Genomic DNA, 20,524 nt, shown 5'->3' with positions numbered 1-20,524 from the left:
TTTTGACCCAATTGCAGAGGCGTTGGAATATACGTCTCTACCAAGTATGGCTGGTGACAATCTTGTCGCCGGCCTTTTACTGTTTGCACTAACTGCACGGTAGAAAATTATCTATGACGAAAAGGTTTGGAAGCGATATGTCCTACTCTTTTACCGAAAAAAAGCGTATTCGAAATAACTTTGGGAAAGGTACTGAGGTACTTGATGTTCCCTATCTTCTGGCAACGCAGATTAATTCATATGCGAGCTTCTTGCAATCAGGCGTTACGGCTGAAAAGCGTGAAGACAGTGGATTGCATGCTGCATTTTCCAGCGTTTTCCCAATTGAAAGCCATTCCGGATATGCAGTACTGGAGTATGTGAAATACAGATTAGGGGAGCCTGTTTTTGATGTAAGAGAGTGCCAACAAAGAGGAGCAACTTATGCTGCCCCTCTAAGGGTATTAGTTCGTCTGGTCATCTATGATAAAGAAGCATCCGCGAACGCAAAAGTAGTTAAAGATATTCGCGAACAGGAAGTTTACATGGGTGAGTTGCCGTTAATGACGGACAATGGAACCTTTGTTATTAATGGAACTGAGCGGGTTATTGTTTCCCAGTTACATCGTTCACCGGGTGTGTTTTTTGATCATGACAAAGGTAAGACCCATTCGTCAGGAAAACTGCTATTTAATGCGCGGGTTATCCCTTATCGCGGATCGTGGCTAGATTTTGAATTCGATCATAAAGATTGCGTTTTTGTTCGGATTGACCGGAGAAGAAAAATCCCTGCAACTATCTTGCTGAGGGGGTTAGGCTACGATAACGAAGAAATGATCAAAATTTTCTTCGAAATGAATAAATTCACCGTAGACGCGCAAAAATGCATTTTTCATATCGTTCCTGAGCGTATGCGTGGCGAAATTGCAGCATTTGATATTAAGAGCAAGAAAGGCGAAGTATTGGTTGAAGAGGGGCGTCGGATTACGGCTAAGCATATCCGTGAAATGATTAAATCCGGATTAACCGAAGTAGAAGTACCAAAAGAATACTTAGTTGGAAAGATATTAGGGAATAACCTGATTGACCGATCTACAGGCGAGTTAGTTGCGAATGTGAACGATGAGCTTACTGTAGCGACGATCGATCGATGCATTGAAAGCGGTATTACTGAGCTTAATACCCTGTTTGTTAATGATTTGGACAAAGGTCCATACATATCTAATGCGATGAGGTTGGATACGACTACCAACACTCTCGAAGCATTGGTTGAAATATACCGGATGATGCGTCCAGGTGAGCCGCCGACTAAAGATTCGGCAGAAAATCTGTTCCAAAATCTGTTTTTTACCGATGAGCGGTATGACTTGTCTACAGTTGGACGGATGAAGTTTAATCGCCGATTGGGACGCCAAGAAACAACAGGCCCCGGTACTTTAACAAAAGACGACGTCATTGATGTACTTAAAGAATTAATAGACATTCGTAACGGCAACGGCAATGTTGACGATATTGACCATTTGGGCAACAGACGCGTTCGCTCGGTCGGTGAAATGATTGAGAACCAATTCCGGGTAGGTTTGGTTCGAGTTGAAAGAGCGGTTAAAGAGCGCTTAACGTTGGCGGACTCAGAAGGCTTGATGCCGCAGGAAATCATCAATGCGAAACCGGTTTCTGCCGCGGTAAAAGAGTTTTTCGGTTCCAGCCAGCTGTCACAGTTTATGGATCAAAATAATCCATTATCCCAAGTGACGCACAAGCGTCGTGTGTCGGCTTTAGGGCCTGGCGGTTTAGCAAGAGAACGTGCGGGTTTTGAGGTTCGCGACGTACATGCAACGCATTATGGCCGCGTATGTCCAATTGAAACGCCTGAAGGCCCAAACATCGGCTTGATAAACTCATTATCGGTTTATGCGCGTACCAATAATTATGGTTTCCTGGAAACGCCTTATAGAAAAGTAGTCGATGGCAAAGTAACCGACCATGTCGATTATTTGTCAGCTATTGAAGAAGGCGAGTTTGTTATTGCGCAGGCCAGTGTGGCCGTGGATGCAAACGGGAAGTTGGTTGAAGGTTTGGTATCATGCCGGCATAAAGATGAATTTACTTTGGCGATGTCTGACACCGTGCAATATATGGACGTGTCATCCAAGCAGATTGTATCGGTTGCGGCCTCCATTATTCCGTTCCTTGAGCATGATGACGCTAACCGTGCATTGATGGGGTCAAACATGCAGCGCCAAGCTGTTCCTACGCTAAGGGCTGAAAAGCCGTTGGTAGGTACCGGTATGGAAAGAACGGTTGCCAAAGACTCCGGCGTAACCGTGGTTGCGGCGCGTGGCGGTAAGATTGAAGCGGTTGACGCGGCCAGAATCGTGGTGCGCGTAAACGATACGGAGACTGAAACAGGTACGCCAGGTGTTGATATTTACAACCTGATTAAATATACCCGTTCAAACCAGAATACCTGTATCAACCAAAAGCCATTAGTAAAGCCAGGGGACATTGTTAAAGCCGGCGACATTATGGCAGACGGTCCATCGACAGATATGGGCGAATTGGCGTTAGGGCAAAACATGCTGGTTGCGTTTATGCCTTGGAATGGATACAACTTTGAGGACTCGATTCTGGTTTCAGAGCGAGTCGTTAAGGAAGACCGCTTCACGACGATTCATATCGAAGAGAAGACCTGCGTAGCACGCGATACCAAACATAGCCCGGAAGAAATCACTGCCGATATTCCTAACGTCAGCGAAGAAGCGTTGTCCAAGCTTGACGAGTCGGGAATTGTTTATGTTGGTGCCGAGGTTAAAGGCGGCGATATTCTGGTAGGTAAGGTAACGCCTAAAGGTGAAACACAGTTAACGCCGGAAGAAAAATTATTACGTGCGATTTTCGGTGAGAAAGCGGCCGATGTTAAGGATACTTCATTACGTGTACCAGGAAGCATCGAGGGTACGGTTATTGATGTTCAGGTATTTACCCGTGATGGCGTAAAGAAAGACAAGCGTGCTTTGGATATTGAACAGGAAGAAATCAAGCGTTACAGAAAAGACCTTGATGACCAGCTGAAAATTCTTGAAGAAGATATTTTTGCGCGTGTTGCCAAGCTGTTGATTGGCAAGGTTGCTCAATCCGGGCCAGGACAATTGAAAGCGGGTGCTGAAATAACGGAAGCTTATCTTAATGGCTTGAAGCATTCAGAGTGGCTAAAGATCCGCATGAAAGATGAAGATATCAATCTTCAGCTGGAAACCGTCGTTGCTCAAGTAGAACAGCAAAGAAAAGACTTTGATGAAAAATTTGAAGTCAAGCGTAAAAAAATCACCATGGGTGATGATTTGGCGCCAGGCGTTCTAAAAATGGTTAAGGTTTATCTGGCGGTTAAGAGACGCATTCAGCCAGGCGATAAAATGGCCGGACGTCATGGAAACAAGGGTGTTATTTCCATGATCAGACCGATTGAAGACATGCCTTATACCGCTGACGGAAATCCTGTCGATATTGTTCTGAATCCATTAGGCGTACCATCGCGAATGAACGTCGGGCAGGTGCTCGAGACGCATTTGGGTTGGGCGGCGAAAGGCTTAGGCATCAAGATCGGTAAAATGCTGGAAGCCCAGTACGATCAAGAAAAAGCCAAGGTTGCTGCGATCAGAGAATATCTGGATAAGATTTATAACAGTAGTGGGCGTAAGGAAGATCTGACTTCATTTTCGGACCAAGAAATCCTGGAAATGGCGAGCAATCTTGTCAGTGGCGTGCCTATGGCGACTCCGGTATTTGATGGCGCCAGCGAAGAAGAAATTCGTACCATGTTGAAGCTGGCGGATTTGCCCGAACATGGACAGGTCACGCTTTATGACGGCTTGACGGGCGAACCGTTTGAACGCGAAGTCACAGTTGGCTACATGTATATGTTGAAGTTGAACCATTTGGTCGATGACAAGATGCACGCGCGGTCAACAGGCCCATATAGTCTGGTTACTCAGCAGCCGTTAGGCGGTAAAGCTCAATTCGGCGGTCAGCGTTTTGGGGAAATGGAGGTTTGGGCGCTTGAAGCTTATGGTGCGGCATATACTCTACAGGAAATGTTGACAGTTAAATCTGACGACGTGACCGGTAGAACGCGTATGTACAAAAATATTGTCGATGGCGATCATAAAATGGAAGCCGGTATGCCGGAATCGTTTAATGTTTTAATTAAAGAAATCCGCTCATTGGCTGTCAATATAGAATTGCAGCGGGATTAGGTGTGTAGATCAGGTTTAGCGTAACCCGAGAAACCAACGAACCCGTTGGGTAACGGCGCAAAAACGCGCCTTACCCAGCCTACAGCCTGTAGTATTTAAAGAGGATAAGCTCTTGAAAGATTTAATGAATTTCTTAAAGCGTCAAGGTCGTGCCGATGATTTTGACGGAATTAGCATTGGTTTGGCGTCGCCGGATATGATTCGTTCTTGGTCGTATGGCGAAGTAAAGAAGCCGGAAACGATCAACTATCGTACTTTTAAGCCTGAGCGCGATGGTTTATTTTGCGCTAAGATTTTTGGTCCTGTCAGTGATTATGAGTGTCTCTGCGGTAAATATAAAAGACTGAAGCATCGCGGCGTTATTTGCGAAAAATGTGGCGTAGAAGTTACTTTGTCGAAAGTTCGTCGTGAAAGAATGGGGCATATTGATTTAGCCAGCCCTGTCGCACATATTTGGTTCTTAAAATCGCTGCCGTCCAGAATAGCGTTGCTATTGGATATGACGCTACGCGAAATTGAGCGCGTATTATATTTTGAATCTTTCGTCGTTTTAGATCCAGGCATGACGCCGTTGGAAAAAGGCCAGCTGCTTACCGATGACGATTATCTGGATGCGGTTGAGTTGCATGGGGATGATTTTGTCGCAAAAATGGGCGCAGAAGCGATTTATGACTTGCTTAAATCGATTGATTTAAAAGAGCAAGTTGAAATTTTGCGTGAAGAGATAAATTCGACTAATTCAGAAACCAAGATCAAGAAATACTCAAAGCGCTTGAAAGTAATGGATGCGTTATTGAGTTCAAAAAATCGTCCCGAATGGATGATCTTGAAAGTATTGCCGGTATTGCCGCCTGAATTGCGCCCGTTGGTGCCTTTGGATGGCGGTCGATTTGCGACTTCTGATTTGAATGATCTTTATCGTCGAGTCATCAACAGAAACAATCGTTTAAATCGCTTGCTGGATTTGAATGCGCCCGACATTATCGTTCGTAACGAAAAGCGCATGTTGCAGGAGTCTGTTGATGCGTTGCTGGATAACGGCCGTCGTGGTCGAGCGATTACCGGCACGAACAGAAGACCGCTTAAGTCGTTGGCGGATATGATCAAAGGCAAACAAGGGCGTTTCAGACAAAACTTGTTGGGTAAGCGTGTTGATTATTCAGGACGCTCGGTAATTGTTGTCGGTCCTACATTAAGACTGCATCAGTGCGGCCTTCCGAAAAAGATGGCATTGGAATTGTTCAAGCCGTTTATTTTTAGTAAGCTGCAATTTCGCGGATTAGCTACAACCATTAAAGCAGCGAAGAAAATGGTTGAAAGAGAAGGGGCTGAAGTCTGGGATATTCTCGAAGAAGTTATCCGTGAGCATCCGATTTTGTTGAACCGTGCGCCTACTCTGCATAGGCTGGGTATTCAAGCATTCGAACCTACTCTAATTGAAGGTAAGGCGATTCAGTTACATCCGCTGGTTTGTAGCGCATTCAACGCTGACTTTGACGGCGACCAAATGGCTGTACACATTCCGTTGTCTATTGAAGCGCAGCTGGAAGCCAGAACATTGATGATGGCGACAAATAATATCTTGTCTCCAGCAAACGGTGAGCCTGTTATCAATCCGTCTCAAGACGTGGTATTGGGGCTTTATTACATTAGCCGTGAAAAAATCAACGCAAAAGGCGATGGCAGCATATTTGTCAGTGTCGGCGAAATTCATAAGGCATTGCTAGCTAAAACAGTTGAATTGCAATCTAAAATTCAATTGCGCATCACCGAAAAAGTGGTGAATGAAAGCGGCGAAACTGAAGACAAAACGCATCGCGTAGAAACTACTGTGGGCCGTGCGTTAATTTGGGAAGTGGTTCCAGATCGCACACCATACGAGCTGGTTAACTGCGATATGACCAAGAAGAACATATCCCGGTTAATAAATTATAGTTATCGTTATTTAGGCAACAAAGATACTGTCATACTTGCTGATCAGTTGATGTATCTGGGCTTTAAGTATGCAACGATTTCCGGAATTTCATTCGGCATCGAAGATATGGTAATTCCGGCTAAAAAAGTCGATATTATTAAGGCTTCTGACGCCGAAGTTAACGAAATTCAAAGTCAATATGCTTCCGGCTTGGTAACTGATGGCGAGCGATATAATAAAGTTGTTGATATTTGGTCGCATGCCAACGATCAAATCGCCAAGGTCATGATGGACGGGCTTGGTGAAGAGTCGGTTGTTGATGCTAACGGCAATACGGTAAAACAAAAATCGTTTAACTCTATCTTTATGATGGCCGAGTCTGGTGCGCGGGGTTCTGCGGCGCAGATTCGACAGTTAGCCGGTATGCGTGGTCTGATGGCAAAACCTGACGGCTCCATTATTGAAACGCCTATTACGGCTAACTTTAGAGAAGGCTTGGACGTATTGCAGTACTTTATTTCTACGCATGGTGCTCGTAAAGGTTTGGCCGATACCGCGTTGAAAACTGCGAATTCCGGTTACTTGACTCGTCGTTTAGTGGACGTTGCTCAGGACTTGGTAATTAACGGTGATGATTGCGGTACGACTAACGGGTTGATTATGACTCCAATCATCGAGGGTGGTGATGTTGTTGAGCCTTTATCTGAGCGTGTATTAGGCCGTGTTGCTGTCAATGACATCATGGATCCGGCTGGCGATGTTTTAGTCGTACCTAAAGGCACATTACTGGATGAGCATTGGGTGTCTGTTCTTGAGGCTCATAGTATTGACCAGGTTTTAGTTCGTTCAATTATTACTTGTGAAAACAGGCATGGAGTATGTGCGGCCTGTTATGGACGTGACTTGGGGCGCGGGCACTTGGTGAATATAGGTGAGGCGGTCGGTGTTATTGCTGCGCAATCAATCGGTGAACCGGGCACGCAGTTGACTATGCGTACCTTCCATATCGGTGGGGCGGCATCCAGATCGGCTGCAATTAGTAATGTACAGGTTAAATCTGCCGGTACTGTAAGGCTTAATAACCTGAAATCGGTTGTTAACCGTGAAGGTAACCTGGTTGCTGTTTCAAGATCAGGCGAAGTTGGCGTGGTCGATGATTATGGTCGTGAGAAGGAGCGTTATAAAATTCCTTATGGCGCCGTACTTTCCGTACAGGAAGGTTCTCGAATTAATGCCGGTGACATAATTGTCGTTTGGGATCCTCACACTCACCCAGTTATCACTGAGGTTGATGGTGTTGTTGAGCTGATTGATTTTGTTGATGGTGTTACTGTACAAAAGCAATCCGATGAGGTTACTGGCTTGAGTTCGTTAGTCGTCACCGATCCGAAGCAAAGGGGAAGTGCAGGTAAAGAATTGCGGCCTATGGTAAAGCTTTTTGATAGCAACGGTCAGGCGATTTATTTGCCGGGAACTGAAATACCTGCCCAATATTTCCTGCCCGCAGGGGCTATTGCCGGAATCAAGGATGGCGGCGAAGTGAAGGTGGGGGATGTTCTAGCCAGGATTCCGCAAGAATCAAGTAAAACAAGGGATATTACGGGTGGTTTGCCGCGTGTTGCAGATTTATTTGAGGCGCGAAAAACAAAAGATCCGGCAATTCTTGCTGAGGCCAGTGGAACCATTTCTTTTGGTAAGGAAACCAAAGGTAAACAACGGGTCATTATTACCGATCCTGCGGGCGAGCAAAGTGAAACACTGATACCCAAATGGCGGCATATCACGGTTTTTGAAGGTGAGTATGTAGAAAAGGGGGAGACGATAGCAGAAGGTGAGTTAACGCCGCATGATATTCTTCGATTAAGGGGGATTGAAGAGTTGGCTAACTACTTGGTTAAAGAAATTCAGGATGTGTATCGTTTGCAAGGTGTAAAGATTAACGATAAGCACATTGAAGCTATTATTCGTCAAATGCTTAGAAAGGTTGAGATTACCGCTTCGGGTGATACAGTATTTTTGAAAGGCGATCAGGTTGAGCGCGCCGCACTGAGAGAGGAAAATGATAGGGTTGAGGCTGAAGGAAAAATCCCTGCAAGCTACAATTCCGTATTACTCGGTATTACCAAAGCGTCATTAGCTACCGAGTCATTTATTTCGGCAGCGTCATTTCAGGAAACAACTCGTGTGTTAACCGATGCCGCAGTGCGCGGGTTAAGCGATGGATTGCAAGGGCTAAAGGAAAACGTTATCGTTGGACGATTAATTCCAGCAGGAACGGGATTGGCTTATCATGAAAGCAGAAAGAATAGATTCTCTCGGCACGAATTAGTAGAAACTGAAGCACCTTTAGCTGTAGATGCGGGAGACGTGGAAGAAGCCCTTAAGCAGGCTTTAAATATTTAGGAGCTTAATAATGCTCATATTTAAATTGAGCTTGACCTGTTGAGTATTAACAAGTATCATGCTCTGCTCAAATGAGCTAACGTGCTTGAGTCGGGTCGAATTGCAATTAACCGTCGACGTTTAATTATGTGCGGCGGTTCTTTTATTATCTGACAATTTAATTGTATATCGGAGTAAACAAAGTTATGGCCACGATCAACCAATTGGTTCGTAAGCCTCGTGCTAAAAAAATAGAAAAAAGCAATGTTCCTGCGCTGGAGGCTTGTCCTCAGCGTAGGGGGGTATGTACTCGCGTTTATACGACAACGCCTAAAAAGCCAAATTCTGCGCTTCGAAAAGTGGCCAGGGTTAGATTGACTAATGGAGCTGAGGTTAGTAGCTATATTGGCGGTGAAGGGCATAATCTTCAGGAGCATTCCGTGGTTCTGATAAGGGGCGGTCGTGTCAAGGATTTGCCAGGTGTTAGGTATCATGTTGTTCGTGGTAGCTTGGATGCGTCAGGGGTAACTAACAGAAAATGTGGTCGCTCTAAGTACGGAACAAAACGCCCTAAAGGCTAAACGTTGGTTGGTGAGATAAATGTCTAGAAGAAGAGTTGCTACAAAAAGAGAAATTATTCCTGATCCAAGATTTGGCAGTGTTATGCTGACTAAATTTATGAATATGATCATGGAGAGCGGTAAAAAGTCTGTTGCTGAAGGGATTGTCTATGGCGCTTTGGATGTGATTGAGAGTAAAGGTCATAGTGAGCCTCTGGAAGTGTTGTCTAAGGCCTTGGAAAACGTTCAGCCTCGTGTTGAGGTTAAGTCTCGCCGGGTTGGTGGTGCTACTTATCAGGTTCCTGTCGAAGTGAGGCCTTCAAGGCGTATGGCTTTGGCTATGCGTTGGTTGATTGATGCTTCTCGCAAAAGAAATGAAAGGAATATGCCGGCCAAGCTGGCTGGTGAGTTGATGGATGCTTTTGAGAGCAGGGGTTCTGCTGCTAAAAAGCGTGAAGACACGCATAGAATGGCGGAAGCAAATAAAGCTTTCTCTCATTATCGCTGGTAATTAACGAATTACATTGAAAGTTGTATAGTTGTGGCACGTAAAACTCCAATAGGGTTTTATCGAAATATCGGTATCATGGCGCATATTGATGCAGGTAAAACCACAACAACAGAGCGTGTGCTCTACTATACAGGTGTGTCTCATAAAATAGGTGAGGTGCATGACGGTGCTGCAACAATGGATTGGATGGAGCAGGAGCAGGAACGAGGGATTACTATTACCTCGGCTGCAACGACCTGTTTTTGGAGTGGAATGGAGGGGCAATTTCCGCAGCATCGTATAAATATTATAGATACGCCGGGGCACGTTGATTTTACTATAGAGGTCGAGCGGTCTCTTCGTGTTTTAGATGGGGCGTGTGCGGTTTTTTGTGCTGTAGGTGGGGTTGAGCCTCAGTCTGAAACGGTTTGGCGGCAAGCTGATAAGTATCGTGTGCCGCGAATAGTTTTTGTGAATAAAATGGATCGCGCCGGGGCTGATTTTTTGCGCGTTATCGGGCAGATTGAGGCTCGATTAGGTGGAAAAGCTGTGCCAATGCAGATGCCGATTGGTGCGGAAGATGGTTTTGAAGGGGTTGTTGATCTAATTAAAATGAAAGCCATATATTGGGATGAGTCCAATATGGGCATGACCTTTAAGGAGAGGGAAATTCCGGCTGATATGTTAGAGCTCTGCAAAGAGTGGAGGGAGCATATGGTTGAGGCGGCTGCGGAGGGAGATGAGGGGTTATTAGAGAAATACCTTGAAGAAGGGGAATTGTCGGATCAAGAAATTAAGCGTGGTATTCGTTCTCGAACGATAGCCAATCAAATTGTCCCGGCATATTGTGGTTCAGCCTTTAAGAATAAAGGTGTTCAGGCAATGCTGGATGCGGTTATTGAGTATTTGCCTGCTCCTGTTGATGTTGAGGCCATAAAAGGCCATCTGGAAGATAATGAGGGTGAGGTGGTCCGCCCTGCTGATGATGAGGCTCCTTTCTCGGCGCTAGCATTTAAAATTGCTGCTGATCCTTTCGTAGGGACGTTAACATTCTTTAGGGTTTATTCGGGTGTGCTTAATTCTGGGGATAGTATTTATAACCCGATAAAAAAGAAAAAAGAGCGCATTGGTCGGATAGTGCAAATGCATGCCAATAGTCGCGAAGAAGTTAAAGAGGTGTGTGCTGGAGATATAGCGGCCGCAATAGGGCTCAAGGATGTGACGACAGGTGATACGCTCTGTGATCTGAAAGAAATTATAGTGCTTGAGCGTATGGACTTTCCTGATCCGGTTATTTCGATTGCGGTGGAGCCCAAAACGAAAGCTGACCAAGAAAAGATGGGGTTGGCATTAGCTAAGCTTGCTCAAGAGGATCCGTCTTTTAGAGTGCATACAGATGAAGAGTCTGGGCAGATAATTATCTCGGGGATGGGTGAGTTGCACCTTGAGATTATTGTTGATCGCATGAAAAGAGAGTTTAATGTTGAGGCCAATATTGGAGCTCCGCAGGTTGCATATAGAGAAACAATTCGAAAGACTGTAGAGCAGGAAAGTAAGTTTGTGCGGCAATCCGGTGGGCGTGGGCAATATGGGCATGTCTGGTTGCGTATTGAGCCGCAAGAAGCTGGTTCTGGTTATGAATTTATTAATGAGATTGTTGGCGGGGTTGTTCCAAAAGAATTTATACCTGCTGTAGATAAAGGTATCCAAGAGCAGCTGAAGAATGGTATCCTAGCTGGCTATCCTGTATTGGATGTAAGGGTGTCTCTGTTTGACGGTTCGTACCACGATGTAGATTCAAATGAAATGGCTTTCAAAATTGCCGGTTCTATGTGTTTTAGGGAAGGGGCAAGAAAGGCGGACCCTGTTTTGCTTGAGCCGATAATGAAAGTTGAAATCGCTACGCCTGAAGAATATATGGGGGATGTTGTGGGCGACATTAACAGGCGGCGTGGAATAATTCAGGGTATGGATGATACTCCATCAGGCAAAACACTTAGCTGCGAAGTGCCGTTGTCGGAAATGTTTGGCTATGCAACTGATTTGCGTTCAGCGACACAGGGGCGGGCTACATACAGTATGCAGTTTGAAAAATATAATGAAGCACCTGCAAATATTGCGGAAGCGGTTATTAAAAAATCTTCATAAAATTGAATATAATTTAAAGGTATTAACTCATGGCCAAAGAAAAATTCTCACGTAGCAAGCCACACGTAAACGTCGGCACAATCGGTCACGTCGATCATGGTAAAACTACTTTAACTGCTGCTTTAACAAAAGTAATGGCGGAGCTTCAAGGTGGAGAAGTTAAAGCCTTTGATCAGATTGATAATGCCCCTGAAGAGCGCGCTCGCGGTATTACCATCTCTACATCACACGTTGAGTATGAGTCGGCGACGCGTCATTATGCGCATGTTGACTGCCCGGGTCATGCTGATTACGTAAAAAACATGATTACCGGTGCTGCGCAAATGGACGGTGCTATTTTGGTCTGTTCAGCTGCGGATGGCCCGATGCCCCAAACTAGAGAGCACATTCTGTTGTCAAGGCAGGTTGGCGTGCCGTATGTCGTAGTGTTCTTGAATAAAGCGGATATGGTTGATGATCCGGAGCTGATCGAATTGGTTGAAATGGAAATTCGAGAGCTGCTGGATATGTATGAATTTCCAGGTGATGACACACCTATTATTATCGGTTCGGCGTTGAAAGCATTGGAGGGCGATACTAGCGAAATCGGTGTTCCTTCTGTGATCAGATTGGTTGATGCGCTGGATAGCTATATTCCTCTGCCGGAAAGAGCGGTAGATGGCGCATTCTTGATGCCAATCGAAGACGTATTTTCAATATCCGGTCGCGGCACGGTAGTGACTGGACGTATTGAGCGTGGCGTTATTAAGGTTGGACAGGAAATTGAAATTGTCGGTATTAGAGAGACAGTATCAACAACCTGTACTGGCGTAGAAATGTTCCGTAAATTGCTGGATCAGGGGCAAGCGGGCGACAATGTCGGCATCCTGTTAAGAGGAACCAAAAGAGATGACGTTGAGCGTGGTCAGGTATTGGCGCATAAAGGCACCATTAAACCGCATTCATATTTCAACTCAGAAATTTATATTTTGTCTAAAGATGAAGGTGGTCGTCATACCCCATTCTTTAATGGTTACCGTCCTCAGTTCTACTTTAGAACGACCGACGTAACAGGCGCTGTTGAGCTGCCGGAAGGCGTTGAAATGGTAATGCCTGGCGATAACATTTCAGTAAAAGTAAAGCTGATTTCACCGATCGCTATGGATGATGGTTTGCGTTTTGCAATCCGTGAAGGTGGTCGTACAGTAGGTGCGGGCGTAGTTGCATCAATAATCGAGTAATGTATATGTCTAATCAAACTATCAGAATCCGTTTGAAATCATTTGATCATAAATTAATTGATCAATCGGCTGGTGAGATAGTAGAAACAGCAAGAAGAACGGGAGCCCAAGTTAAAGGCCCCATTCCATTGCCTACTAAAAAAGAACGTTTTACGATTTTAATTTCTCCGCATGTAAACAAAGATGCTAGAGATCAGTATGAATTGAGAACGTATAAACGATTATTAGATATCGTTGAACCAACAGATAAAACCGTAGACGCATTGATGAAGTTGGATCTTGCGGCTGGTGTTGATGTTCAAATAAAATTGAATTAAGAAGCAGGGGAATTGGCAGATGTCAATAGGTCTTATAGGTCGTAAATGTGGTATGACCAGAGTTTTTTGTGAAGATGGTTCGTCAGTACCAGTTACTGTACTCCAGATTGACTCAAATAGAGTTACTCAGGTTAAAGGTATTGAGGTTGATGGCTATCGTTCGATTCAGGTAGCGGCGGGCGATAAAAAATCTTCTCGAGTCAATAAAGCGATGGCTGGTCATTACGCGGCGGCTAATGTGACAGCTGGACGCGGCCTATGGGAGTTTAGGCTTGAAGATGGTGAAGGTGAGAATTTATCTACCGGATCTCAATTATCTTTAGATATATTCTCAGTTGGTCAAGTTGTTGATGTTCAAGGTAAAAGTATAGGTAAAGGCTTTGCAGGTGGTATAAAACGCCATAATTTCAGCATGCAAGACGCTACTCATGGCAACTCGCGCTCACACAGGGTTTTGGGTTCTATTGGTATGTGTCAAACACCTGGTCGTGTATTTAAAGGGAAGAAAATGGAAGGTCATATGGGGGCTGAAAAAGTTACAGTTCAGAATCTAACTATCCATTCAATTGATACGGCAAGAAATTTAATTTTGGTGAAAGGTGCTGTGCCTGGTGCCAAGGGCGGTGATGTAATTATTACGCCCGCTATGAAAATGCGAAATAAAGGTTAAGCCATGAGTATGCAAATACCTGCTTTAAACGAACAAGACTCTTCAGGAAATGTTGGTGTGGCTGAGGCGATATTCGGTCAGCCTTTTAATGAGACATTGGTTCATCAGTTGGTTGTAAAGTATCTGGCTGGCGCTCGTGCTGGAACGAAAGCGCAGAAGACGCGGTCTGATGTCAGTGGCGGCGGATCAAAGCCATGGAGACAAAAAGGTACTGGACGTGCAAGATCTGGAACAACGCGTAGCCCAGTGTGGAGAACCGGTGGTGTCGCTTTTGCTGCTAGACCAAGGTCTTACGATCAAAAATTGAATAAAAAAATGTTTCGGGTCGGCGTCAGGTCAATATTGTCCGAATTGCTTAGGCAAGATCGCTTGGTGGTTAGTAATGATATTTTACCTTCCAGCCCTAAAACAAAAGAGTTGAATTCAAGGATAAAAAATATTGATGCGAAGCGAATTCTTATTGTTGTTGAGAATGTAGATGCAAATTTAGCGTTGGCGTCAAGAAACATACCTTATGTAGAAGTGATTGAGGCGATTAATTTAAGCCCTGTTTTATTGGTTTCAGCCGATAAAGTTATTGCTACACCTGGTGCGTTGAAGCAAATAGAGGAGCGCTTAGCATGAGTTTAAATCAATATCACTTGGCAGGCGTGCTGAAAGCTCCGATTATATCTGAGAAGAGCACTATTGCTGCGGAAAAAGACAATCGATTTGTTTTTAAAGTGCAAAAACAAGCCACTAAAAAACAAGTTAAAAGTGCCGTGGAGCTAATGTTTAGCGTTGAAGTTGATTCTGTTCAAGTTTTAAACGTTAAGGGCAAGCAAAAAAGATTTGGCGGCTCATTGGGGCAGCGATCTGATTGGAAAAAGGCTTATGTAAAACTTAAGCCCGGCCATGATATAGATTTCTCCGCTGCTTAATAATTTAAGTTTTAAAAGATCAATAGGAAACGGTAGAAAGCATGGCTATTGTAAAGTCTAAACCGACGTCACCGGGTTCACGGTTTGTAGTGCGCATCAAAAATGATGAGTTGCATAAAGGAAAACCGTATGCGCCTTTGTTGAGCAAGAATAGCAAAAGTGGCGGGCGTAATAATCAGGGGCGTATAACAACGCGCCATGTTGGTGGTGGGCATAAACAACACTACCGGATAATTGATTTTAGAAGAAATAAAATCGATATTCCTGCCGTTGTTGAGCGTCTGGAATACGATCCAAACAGAACTGCGAATATCGCTTTGATCCTATTTAAGGATGGAGAGCGTAGATATATCATTGCACCTAAAGGAATTGAAGTTGGGCAGGAGGTGGTCTCTTCGGAAACCACGGCTGTCAAGCCTGGTAACTGTATGCCGTTACGAAATATACCAATGGGTACGACGGTTCATTGCGTGGAGTTAAAGCCTGGCAAGGGGGCTCAAATTGCTCGTAGCGCCGGCACATCAGTCCAATTGGTGGCTAAAGACGGAGCTCATGCAACTATCAGATTGCGTTCTGGTGAAATGCGTAAGGTCATGGCTGATTGCCGCGCTGTGATTGGAGAGGTTTCCAATTCAGAACATAATTTAGTATCTCTCGGAAAGGCTGGTGCCTCAAGATGGCGTGGTGTTCGCCCGACTGTTCGAGGTGTTGTAATGAATCCAGTTGATCATCCGCATGGTGGTGGTGAAGGCCGTACATCTGGTGGTAGACATCCTGTATCTCCCTGGGGTATGCCAACTAAGGGCTATAAAACCAGAAATAATAAGCGTACTGATAATATGATTATCAGACGTCGTAAGCTCAAATAGAGAGGAATTAACGTGCCACGTTCAATTAAAAAAGGTCCTTTTATTGATCATCATCTGCTCAAAAAAGTTGAAGATGCGGTAAGTACTAATAATCGGAAACCGATTAAAACATGGTCAAGAAGATCAATGATTATTCCAGATATGTTAGGTTTGACTATCGCAATTCATAATGGACGATTGCATATACCTGTTCTGATTTCTGAGAATATGGTCGGGCATAAATTAGGTGAGTTTTCGCCAACTCGCACATATAAAGGCCACGTGGCTGATAAGAAATCTAGATAGGTTGTATTATGGAAGTTTCAGCAAAATTAAAAAATGCTCCACTATCTGCACAAAAAGCGCGGTTAGTAGGTGATCAGATTCGTGGTATGCCGGTTGAGAAGGCTTTGAATACATTGAAGTTTAGTTCAAAAAAAGCGGCTGCGATTATTAAAAAGATTCTTGAATCTGCTATCGCTAATGCGGAGCATAATGAAAGCGCAGATATTGACGAATTGAAAGTGTCAACCGTTTATGTGAATGAAGGGGCGACTATGAAAAGATTCAAGGCAAGAGCTAAAGGACGTGCAAATCATATCCTTAAAAGAACCTGCCATATTACAGTTAAAGTTGCAGAATACGAGTAGGGGCAGAAAATGGGGCAAAAAGTACATCCAACAGGCATACGTCTCGGTATTGTAAAAGATTGGAATTCGCGATGGTATGCGAATAGTCAGGATTATTCTGTTTTTCTGCACCAAGACTTGACGGTCAGGGACTATATTAAAAAGAAATTAGCTCATGCTTCTGTAAGTCGTATTCAGATTAATCGTCCGCCAAATAACGCGCATATTACGATACATACAGCAAGGCCTGGTATCGTCATCGGTAAAAAAGGCGAAGATATAGAAGCGTTGAGGCAGGGTGTGTCTAAAATAATGGGCATCCCTGTTCAGCTTAATGTTGAAGAGATCAGAAAGCCTGAATTAGACGCCCAGTTGGTTGCTGAGGGTATTGCGCAACAGCTTGAAAAAAGAATCATGTACCGTCGAGCTATGAAGCGTGCTGTAACTAATACAATGAGATTAGGTGCAGAAGGCATAAAGATTAATGTTGGTGGTCGATTAAACGGCGCCGAGATTGCTCGAAGTGAATGGTATAGAGAGGGACGAGTTCCTTTGCATACATTAAGGGCAGACATCGATTATGCAACAGCTGAAGCACATACTACCTATGGAATTATCGGCATTAAAGTGTGGATATTCAAAGGCGAAGTATTCGATATGGATGCGCATATAGCATCGATTAATTCAGAATCTAAAAAATAGTTGAAGGGATAGAGAACAATGCTTCAACCTAAAAGAACTAAATTCCGTAAGCAACATAAAGGCAGAAATAACGGTACTGCCGTGCGTGGCTCATCAGTAAGTTTTGGTGATTTTGGTCTTAAATCAGTAAGTCGCGGTAGACTTACTGCTCGCCAAATTGAGTCGGCTCGTAGAACTATTACTCGTCATGTTAAACGTGGCGGTAAACTTTGGATTAGAATATTCCCAGATAAGCCAATTACCAAAAAACCATTAGAAGTTCGTATGGGAAAAGGGAAAGGTAGTGTAGAATACTGGGTTGCTCAAGTTAAGCCAGGAACTATGTTGTACGAAATACAAGGTGTTTCTGAAGAGTTGGCTCGAGAAGCATTCGCTCTAGGTGCTGCAAAGTTACCTTTGAAAACACTTTTTACCGCTCGGACAATAATGTAATGAAAGCAAGTGAATTACGCCAAAAATCAAAAGACGAATTAGGGGCAATGTTGCTCGAATTGTCGCGTGAACAATTTAATCTTAAGATGCAAAAGGGAACGGGTCAGCTGTCTAAGCCAGATCAAGTAAAAAAGGTTAGACGTGATGTGGCACGTATCCATACCATATTAAACGAAATGGCGAGCGCATAAAATGAGCGAAAATGTAACTAAGTTGCGGACGATCACTGGTCGGGTTGTTAGTAATAAAATGGATAAAACCATTACGGTTTTAGTTGAGAGGGTTGTAAAACACCCTATCTATGGTAAATACATTAAGCGTTCAACTAAAATGATGGCTCATGATGAACAGAATATTTGCCATGAAGGCGACGTAGTATCCATTACATCATGCAGACCTATGTCCAAGAATAAAACCTTCAAATTGGTTCAAGTCTTGGAAAGTGCCAACAAATAGCATTGCGTAGCTATTTAATAAACAGATAATTAGGAATAAATCATGATTCAGATGCAAACTAACCTTGACGTCGCCGATAATAGCGGTGCAAAAAGGGTCATGTGTATCAAAGTATTAGGGGGGTCTCATAGGCGTTATGCCGGGATTGGTGATATCATCAAAGTAAGCATAAAAGATGCTATACCTCGCGGAAGAGTAAAAAAAGGCGAAGTCTATAACGCATTGGTTGTAAGAACTAGCAAAGGCGTTCGTAGGCCGGATGGGTCTGTTATCCGTTTTGATGGCAATGCTGCGGTTATTCTGAATAACAATCTACAGCCGCTTGGTACGCGTATTTTTGGCCCTGTAACACGTGAGCTAAGAGGTGAAAGATTTATGAAAATCATTTCGCTGGCTCCTGAAGTTTTATAAGGTAGGGTTTAAAATGCAAAGAATTAAGCAAGGCGATGAGGTTATTGTTCGTACCGGTAAGGATAAGGGCAAAAGCGGCAGAGTAAGTAAAGTTTTGAAGGATAATAAGGTTTTGGTTGAAGGGATTAATCAAGTTAAAAAGAACCAAAAACCAAATCCAAACGCTGGGGTTTCGGGCGGAATTGTTGTGAAAGATATGCCGATTAATATTTCTAATATCGGATTATATAATCCTGCAACCAAAAAAGCGGATCGTGTTGGCTTTAAGTTTCTAGAAGACGGGAAAAAAGTCAGGTATTTTAAGTCAACAAATGAAGTTGTTGATGTGTAAGGTGTAGATAAAGATCATGGCTAGACTAGAAACCGTATATAAAGAAAAAATTCTTCCAGCATTGGTTGAGCAGTTTGCTTATGCTTCTGTAATGCAGGCGCCTCGAATTACAAAGATAACCCTGAATATGGGGGTAGGTGGCGCTGTTGCTGATAAAAAAATATTGCAGTCCGCAGTTAGCGACATGGAAAAAATTTCCGGCCAAAAGCCGGTCATTACTTTGGCGAGAAAATCAATTGCGGGTTTTAAAATCCGTGACGACATGCCTATAGGTTGCAAGGTAACCCTGCGTAGCGATAGGATGTATGAGTTTTTAGATCGCTTAATAAGTATTTCTATACCTCGCATCCGCGATTTCAGAGGATTGAGCCCTAAAAGCTTTGATGGGCGTGGTAATTATTCTATGGGCGTTAAAGAACAAATCATTTTTCCTGAAATTGATTATGATAAAATAGATGCTTTGCGCGGCATGGACATAACTATCACAACAACAGCTAGAACGAACGAAGAAGGTTTAGCTTTGTTGAGGCTTTTTAATTTTCCATTTAAGAACTAAAGGGCTCATTAAAATGGCAAAAAAATCGATGATTGCGCGTGAAGATAAGCGTAAAAAATTAGTACAGAAATATGATGTTAAGCGTAAGTCTTTGAAAGAAATCATCAGAGACCCTAATGCTTCATTTGAAGATAAAGAATCTGCTCATTTACAACTTCAGAAATTGCCTAGAGACTCTAGCGGATCGAGAGTTCGTAATCGTTGTAACTTAACCGGACGTCCACACGGTTATTATCGTAAGTTTGGTCTTAGCCGCAATAAATTAAGAGAAGCAACGATGCGTGGCGATGTGCCAGGCTTGGTAAAGGCAAGTTGGTAAGATCTTTTAGATCAAGTTTGGAGAGATTATAAAATGAGTATGACAGACCCAGTCGCAGACATGCTGACCAGAATTAGAAACGGGCAATCTGCGGGTAAAAAGATCGTTAAACTGCCTTCATCAAAATTAAAAGTATCTATAGCGAAGGTATTAAAAGAGGAAGGCTTTATTGGGGGCTATTCTGTAGAAACAATTGGTAGTCATACAGAAATGACTATTGAATTGAAGTATTATAAAGGTGTCCCTGTAATTGAAAACATTAAAAGAATTAGTAAACCTGGTTTGCGTATTTATAAATCTAAGGATGAATTGCCGAAGGTTCTTGGCGGGTTGGGGATTGCTATTGTATCAACATCGAAAGGTGTTATGACCGATAGAGCTGCTCGTTCAAGTGGACATGGCGGTGAAGTCATTTGTACTGTTTGTTAAGGTGTAGGCCGGGTTATGTCAAGAATTGCAAAAGCTCCAGTAAATATTCCAAAGGGTGTGGATATAAAGCTCGAAGGTAATAATATGACTGTAAAAGGAAGTAATGGTCAGTTATCTTATAGTATTAATTCAGCTGTTAGCTTTGATATTACGGATAACGTAATTCAGGTTCAATGGGACAGTAATGATAAAAAAGCTACTGCTCAAGCCGGAACAGCAAGAGCTATAGTAAACAATATGGTAGTTGGAGTATCTTCAGGATTTGAAAGAAAACTGACCCTGATTGGTGTGGGTTATAGAGCTCAAGCTAAAGGTAATATCCTTAATCTTGCACTTGGATTTTCGCATCCAGTTGATTTTGAAGTTCCGGCTGGGGTTTTAGTTGAAACGCCAAGCCAAACTGAGATAGTTGTCAAGGGAAGTGATAAGCAGTTAGTAGGCGAAGTTGCTGCGAAAATCAGAGCTTATCGTCCACCTGAGCCTTATAAAGGTAAAGGTGTCAGATATGCTGACGAGCATGTTGCAAGAAAAGAAGCTAAGAAGAAGTAAGGTAGCGT

Annotated in this window: 23 protein-coding genes; all 23 read left to right on the top strand. The window is 43.5% G+C overall.

The features are described from left to right. Positions 1-137 precede the first annotated feature (137 nt). The 23 genes from rpoB to rplF all read left to right on the top strand — a co-directional run bounded on the left by rpoB (position 138) and on the right by rplF (position 20,516). Positions 138-4,232 (top strand): DNA-directed RNA polymerase subunit beta, encoded by a 4,095-nt coding sequence (gene rpoB / locus B0F88_RS04945; RefSeq protein WP_104422834.1) that lies wholly within the window; start codon positions 138-140, stop codon positions 4,230-4,232. Between the two features lie 124 nt (positions 4,233-4,356). Then, the gene (gene rpoC, locus B0F88_RS04940; RefSeq protein ID WP_104422833.1) at positions 4,357-8,550 is read left to right on the top strand and encodes a DNA-directed RNA polymerase subunit beta'; all 4,194 of its coding nucleotides are present in this window, start codon (positions 4,357-4,359) and stop codon (positions 8,548-8,550) included. Positions 8,551-8,735: 185 nt separating this feature from the next. After that, positions 8,736-9,110, top strand: coding sequence for a 30S ribosomal protein S12 (rpsL, locus tag B0F88_RS04935; RefSeq protein WP_006890494.1), 375 nt, complete (start codon positions 8,736-8,738; stop codon positions 9,108-9,110). A gap of 19 nt (positions 9,111-9,129) precedes the next feature. Further along, positions 9,130-9,600 (top strand): 30S ribosomal protein S7, encoded by a 471-nt coding sequence (gene rpsG, locus B0F88_RS04930; RefSeq protein WP_104422832.1) that lies wholly within the window; start codon positions 9,130-9,132, stop codon positions 9,598-9,600. 30 nt (positions 9,601-9,630) lie between these two features. After that, on the top strand, positions 9,631-11,727 hold the full coding sequence (fusA, locus tag B0F88_RS04925; RefSeq protein WP_104422831.1) for an elongation factor G: 2,097 nt from the start codon (positions 9,631-9,633) through the stop codon (positions 11,725-11,727). 29 nt (positions 11,728-11,756) lie between these two features. Then, positions 11,757-12,947 (top strand): elongation factor Tu, encoded by a 1,191-nt coding sequence (gene tuf, locus B0F88_RS04920; RefSeq protein ID WP_104422830.1) that lies wholly within the window; start codon positions 11,757-11,759, stop codon positions 12,945-12,947. A gap of 5 nt (positions 12,948-12,952) precedes the next feature. Further along, entirely contained in the window at positions 12,953-13,264 is a 312-nt protein-coding gene (rpsJ, locus tag B0F88_RS04915; protein WP_005373966.1) for a 30S ribosomal protein S10, read from the top strand. Positions 13,265-13,283: 19 nt separating this feature from the next. Then, positions 13,284-13,934: a 50S ribosomal protein L3 gene (gene rplC / locus B0F88_RS04910; protein ID WP_104422829.1), complete on the top strand. Its 651-nt coding sequence runs from the start codon at positions 13,284-13,286 to the stop codon at positions 13,932-13,934. A 3-nt stretch (positions 13,935-13,937) separates the two neighbouring features. Then, the gene (rplD, locus tag B0F88_RS04905) at positions 13,938-14,558 is read left to right on the top strand and encodes a 50S ribosomal protein L4 (RefSeq protein WP_104422828.1); all 621 of its coding nucleotides are present in this window, start codon (positions 13,938-13,940) and stop codon (positions 14,556-14,558) included. Then, a complete protein-coding gene (gene rplW / locus B0F88_RS04900) occupies positions 14,555-14,854 on the top strand; it encodes a 50S ribosomal protein L23 (protein ID WP_104422827.1) in 300 nt (99 codons plus the stop codon). The genes rplD and rplW overlap by 4 nt, the downstream gene beginning before the upstream one ends. Before the next feature lie 41 nt (positions 14,855-14,895). After that, on the top strand, positions 14,896-15,723 hold the full coding sequence (gene rplB, locus B0F88_RS04895) for a 50S ribosomal protein L2 (RefSeq protein ID WP_104422826.1): 828 nt from the start codon (positions 14,896-14,898) through the stop codon (positions 15,721-15,723). Positions 15,724-15,735: 12 nt separating this feature from the next. After that, positions 15,736-16,008 (top strand): 30S ribosomal protein S19, encoded by a 273-nt coding sequence (rpsS, locus tag B0F88_RS04890; protein ID WP_006890485.1) that lies wholly within the window; start codon positions 15,736-15,738, stop codon positions 16,006-16,008. 8 nt (positions 16,009-16,016) lie between these two features. Continuing rightward, positions 16,017-16,352, top strand: a complete 336-nt coding sequence (gene rplV / locus B0F88_RS04885; protein WP_104422825.1) for a 50S ribosomal protein L22 — start codon at positions 16,017-16,019, stop codon at positions 16,350-16,352. A 9-nt stretch (positions 16,353-16,361) separates the two neighbouring features. Next, positions 16,362-17,033 (top strand): 30S ribosomal protein S3, encoded by a 672-nt coding sequence (gene rpsC / locus B0F88_RS04880; RefSeq protein ID WP_104422824.1) that lies wholly within the window; start codon positions 16,362-16,364, stop codon positions 17,031-17,033. A gap of 18 nt (positions 17,034-17,051) precedes the next feature. Continuing rightward, positions 17,052-17,465, top strand: coding sequence for a 50S ribosomal protein L16 (gene rplP / locus B0F88_RS04875; RefSeq protein WP_104422823.1), 414 nt, complete (start codon positions 17,052-17,054; stop codon positions 17,463-17,465). Further along, positions 17,465-17,656, top strand: a complete 192-nt coding sequence (gene rpmC, locus B0F88_RS04870) for a 50S ribosomal protein L29 (protein WP_104422822.1) — start codon at positions 17,465-17,467, stop codon at positions 17,654-17,656. Before rplP ends, rpmC begins: the two co-directional genes overlap by 1 nt. A 1-nt stretch (position 17,657) precedes the next feature. Continuing rightward, positions 17,658-17,921, top strand: a complete 264-nt coding sequence (gene rpsQ / locus B0F88_RS04865) for a 30S ribosomal protein S17 (protein ID WP_104422821.1) — start codon at positions 17,658-17,660, stop codon at positions 17,919-17,921. A 42-nt stretch (positions 17,922-17,963) separates the two neighbouring features. Then, positions 17,964-18,332 carry a 50S ribosomal protein L14 gene (rplN, locus tag B0F88_RS04860; protein WP_104422820.1) on the top strand — a complete coding sequence of 123 codons (369 nt, stop codon included), beginning with the start codon at positions 17,964-17,966 and terminating at the stop codon, positions 18,330-18,332. 13 nt (positions 18,333-18,345) lie between these two features. After that, entirely contained in the window at positions 18,346-18,663 is a 318-nt protein-coding gene (gene rplX, locus B0F88_RS04855) for a 50S ribosomal protein L24 (protein ID WP_104422819.1), read from the top strand. Positions 18,664-18,679: 16 nt separating this feature from the next. Beyond that, a complete protein-coding gene (gene rplE, locus B0F88_RS04850) occupies positions 18,680-19,219 on the top strand; it encodes a 50S ribosomal protein L5 (RefSeq protein ID WP_104422818.1) in 540 nt (179 codons plus the stop codon). Between the two features lie 13 nt (positions 19,220-19,232). Then, the gene (gene rpsN, locus B0F88_RS04845; RefSeq protein WP_104422817.1) at positions 19,233-19,538 is read left to right on the top strand and encodes a 30S ribosomal protein S14; all 306 of its coding nucleotides are present in this window, start codon (positions 19,233-19,235) and stop codon (positions 19,536-19,538) included. Positions 19,539-19,571: 33 nt separating this feature from the next. Continuing rightward, on the top strand, positions 19,572-19,967 hold the full coding sequence (rpsH, locus tag B0F88_RS04840; protein WP_104422816.1) for a 30S ribosomal protein S8: 396 nt from the start codon (positions 19,572-19,574) through the stop codon (positions 19,965-19,967). A gap of 15 nt (positions 19,968-19,982) precedes the next feature. Then, positions 19,983-20,516: a 50S ribosomal protein L6 gene (rplF, locus tag B0F88_RS04835; protein ID WP_104422815.1), complete on the top strand. Its 534-nt coding sequence runs from the start codon at positions 19,983-19,985 to the stop codon at positions 20,514-20,516. Positions 20,517-20,524: the final 8 nt, after the last annotated feature.

The sequence above is a fragment of the Methylobacter tundripaludum genome, from assembly GCF_002934365.1.
GTDB lineage: Bacteria > Pseudomonadota > Gammaproteobacteria > Methylococcales > Methylomonadaceae > Methylobacter_A > Methylobacter_A tundripaludum_A.
This window is presented reverse-complemented; position numbering and strand designations above follow the sequence as displayed.

What these genes read in the sequence shown, in the direction of transcription:
- rpsN (WP_104422817.1), top strand. Translation starts at nt 19,233, where the DNA reads ATGGCAAAAAAATCGATGATTGCGCGTGAAGATAAGCGTAAAAAATTA.
- rplD (WP_104422828.1), top strand. Translation starts at nt 13,938, where the DNA reads ATGAGTATGCAAATACCTGCTTTAAACGAACAAGACTCTTCAGGAAAT.
- rplN (WP_104422820.1), top strand. Translation starts at nt 17,964, where the DNA reads ATGATTCAGATGCAAACTAACCTTGACGTCGCCGATAATAGCGGTGCA.
- rplW (WP_104422827.1), top strand. Translation starts at nt 14,555, where the DNA reads ATGAGTTTAAATCAATATCACTTGGCAGGCGTGCTGAAAGCTCCGATT.
- rplB (WP_104422826.1), top strand. Translation starts at nt 14,896, where the DNA reads ATGGCTATTGTAAAGTCTAAACCGACGTCACCGGGTTCACGGTTTGTA.
- rplV (WP_104422825.1), top strand. Translation starts at nt 16,017, where the DNA reads ATGGAAGTTTCAGCAAAATTAAAAAATGCTCCACTATCTGCACAAAAA.
- rpsQ (WP_104422821.1), top strand. Translation starts at nt 17,658, where the DNA reads ATGAGCGAAAATGTAACTAAGTTGCGGACGATCACTGGTCGGGTTGTT.
- rpoC (WP_104422833.1), top strand. Translation starts at nt 4,357, where the DNA reads ATGAATTTCTTAAAGCGTCAAGGTCGTGCCGATGATTTTGACGGAATT.
- rplX (WP_104422819.1), top strand. Translation starts at nt 18,346, where the DNA reads ATGCAAAGAATTAAGCAAGGCGATGAGGTTATTGTTCGTACCGGTAAG.
- rpsC (WP_104422824.1), top strand. Translation starts at nt 16,362, where the DNA reads ATGGGGCAAAAAGTACATCCAACAGGCATACGTCTCGGTATTGTAAAA.
- rpoB (WP_104422834.1), top strand. Translation starts at nt 138, where the DNA reads ATGTCCTACTCTTTTACCGAAAAAAAGCGTATTCGAAATAACTTTGGG.
- rplP (WP_104422823.1), top strand. Translation starts at nt 17,052, where the DNA reads ATGCTTCAACCTAAAAGAACTAAATTCCGTAAGCAACATAAAGGCAGA.
- rpsL (WP_006890494.1), top strand. Translation starts at nt 8,736, where the DNA reads ATGGCCACGATCAACCAATTGGTTCGTAAGCCTCGTGCTAAAAAAATA.
- rpmC (WP_104422822.1), top strand. Translation starts at nt 17,465, where the DNA reads ATGAAAGCAAGTGAATTACGCCAAAAATCAAAAGACGAATTAGGGGCA.
- rplC (WP_104422829.1), top strand. Translation starts at nt 13,284, where the DNA reads ATGTCAATAGGTCTTATAGGTCGTAAATGTGGTATGACCAGAGTTTTT.
- rpsG (WP_104422832.1), top strand. Translation starts at nt 9,130, where the DNA reads ATGTCTAGAAGAAGAGTTGCTACAAAAAGAGAAATTATTCCTGATCCA.
- rpsH (WP_104422816.1), top strand. Translation starts at nt 19,572, where the DNA reads ATGAGTATGACAGACCCAGTCGCAGACATGCTGACCAGAATTAGAAAC.
- rplF (WP_104422815.1), top strand. Translation starts at nt 19,983, where the DNA reads ATGTCAAGAATTGCAAAAGCTCCAGTAAATATTCCAAAGGGTGTGGAT.
- rplE (WP_104422818.1), top strand. Translation starts at nt 18,680, where the DNA reads ATGGCTAGACTAGAAACCGTATATAAAGAAAAAATTCTTCCAGCATTG.
- rpsJ (WP_005373966.1), top strand. Translation starts at nt 12,953, where the DNA reads ATGTCTAATCAAACTATCAGAATCCGTTTGAAATCATTTGATCATAAA.
- tuf (WP_104422830.1), top strand. Translation starts at nt 11,757, where the DNA reads ATGGCCAAAGAAAAATTCTCACGTAGCAAGCCACACGTAAACGTCGGC.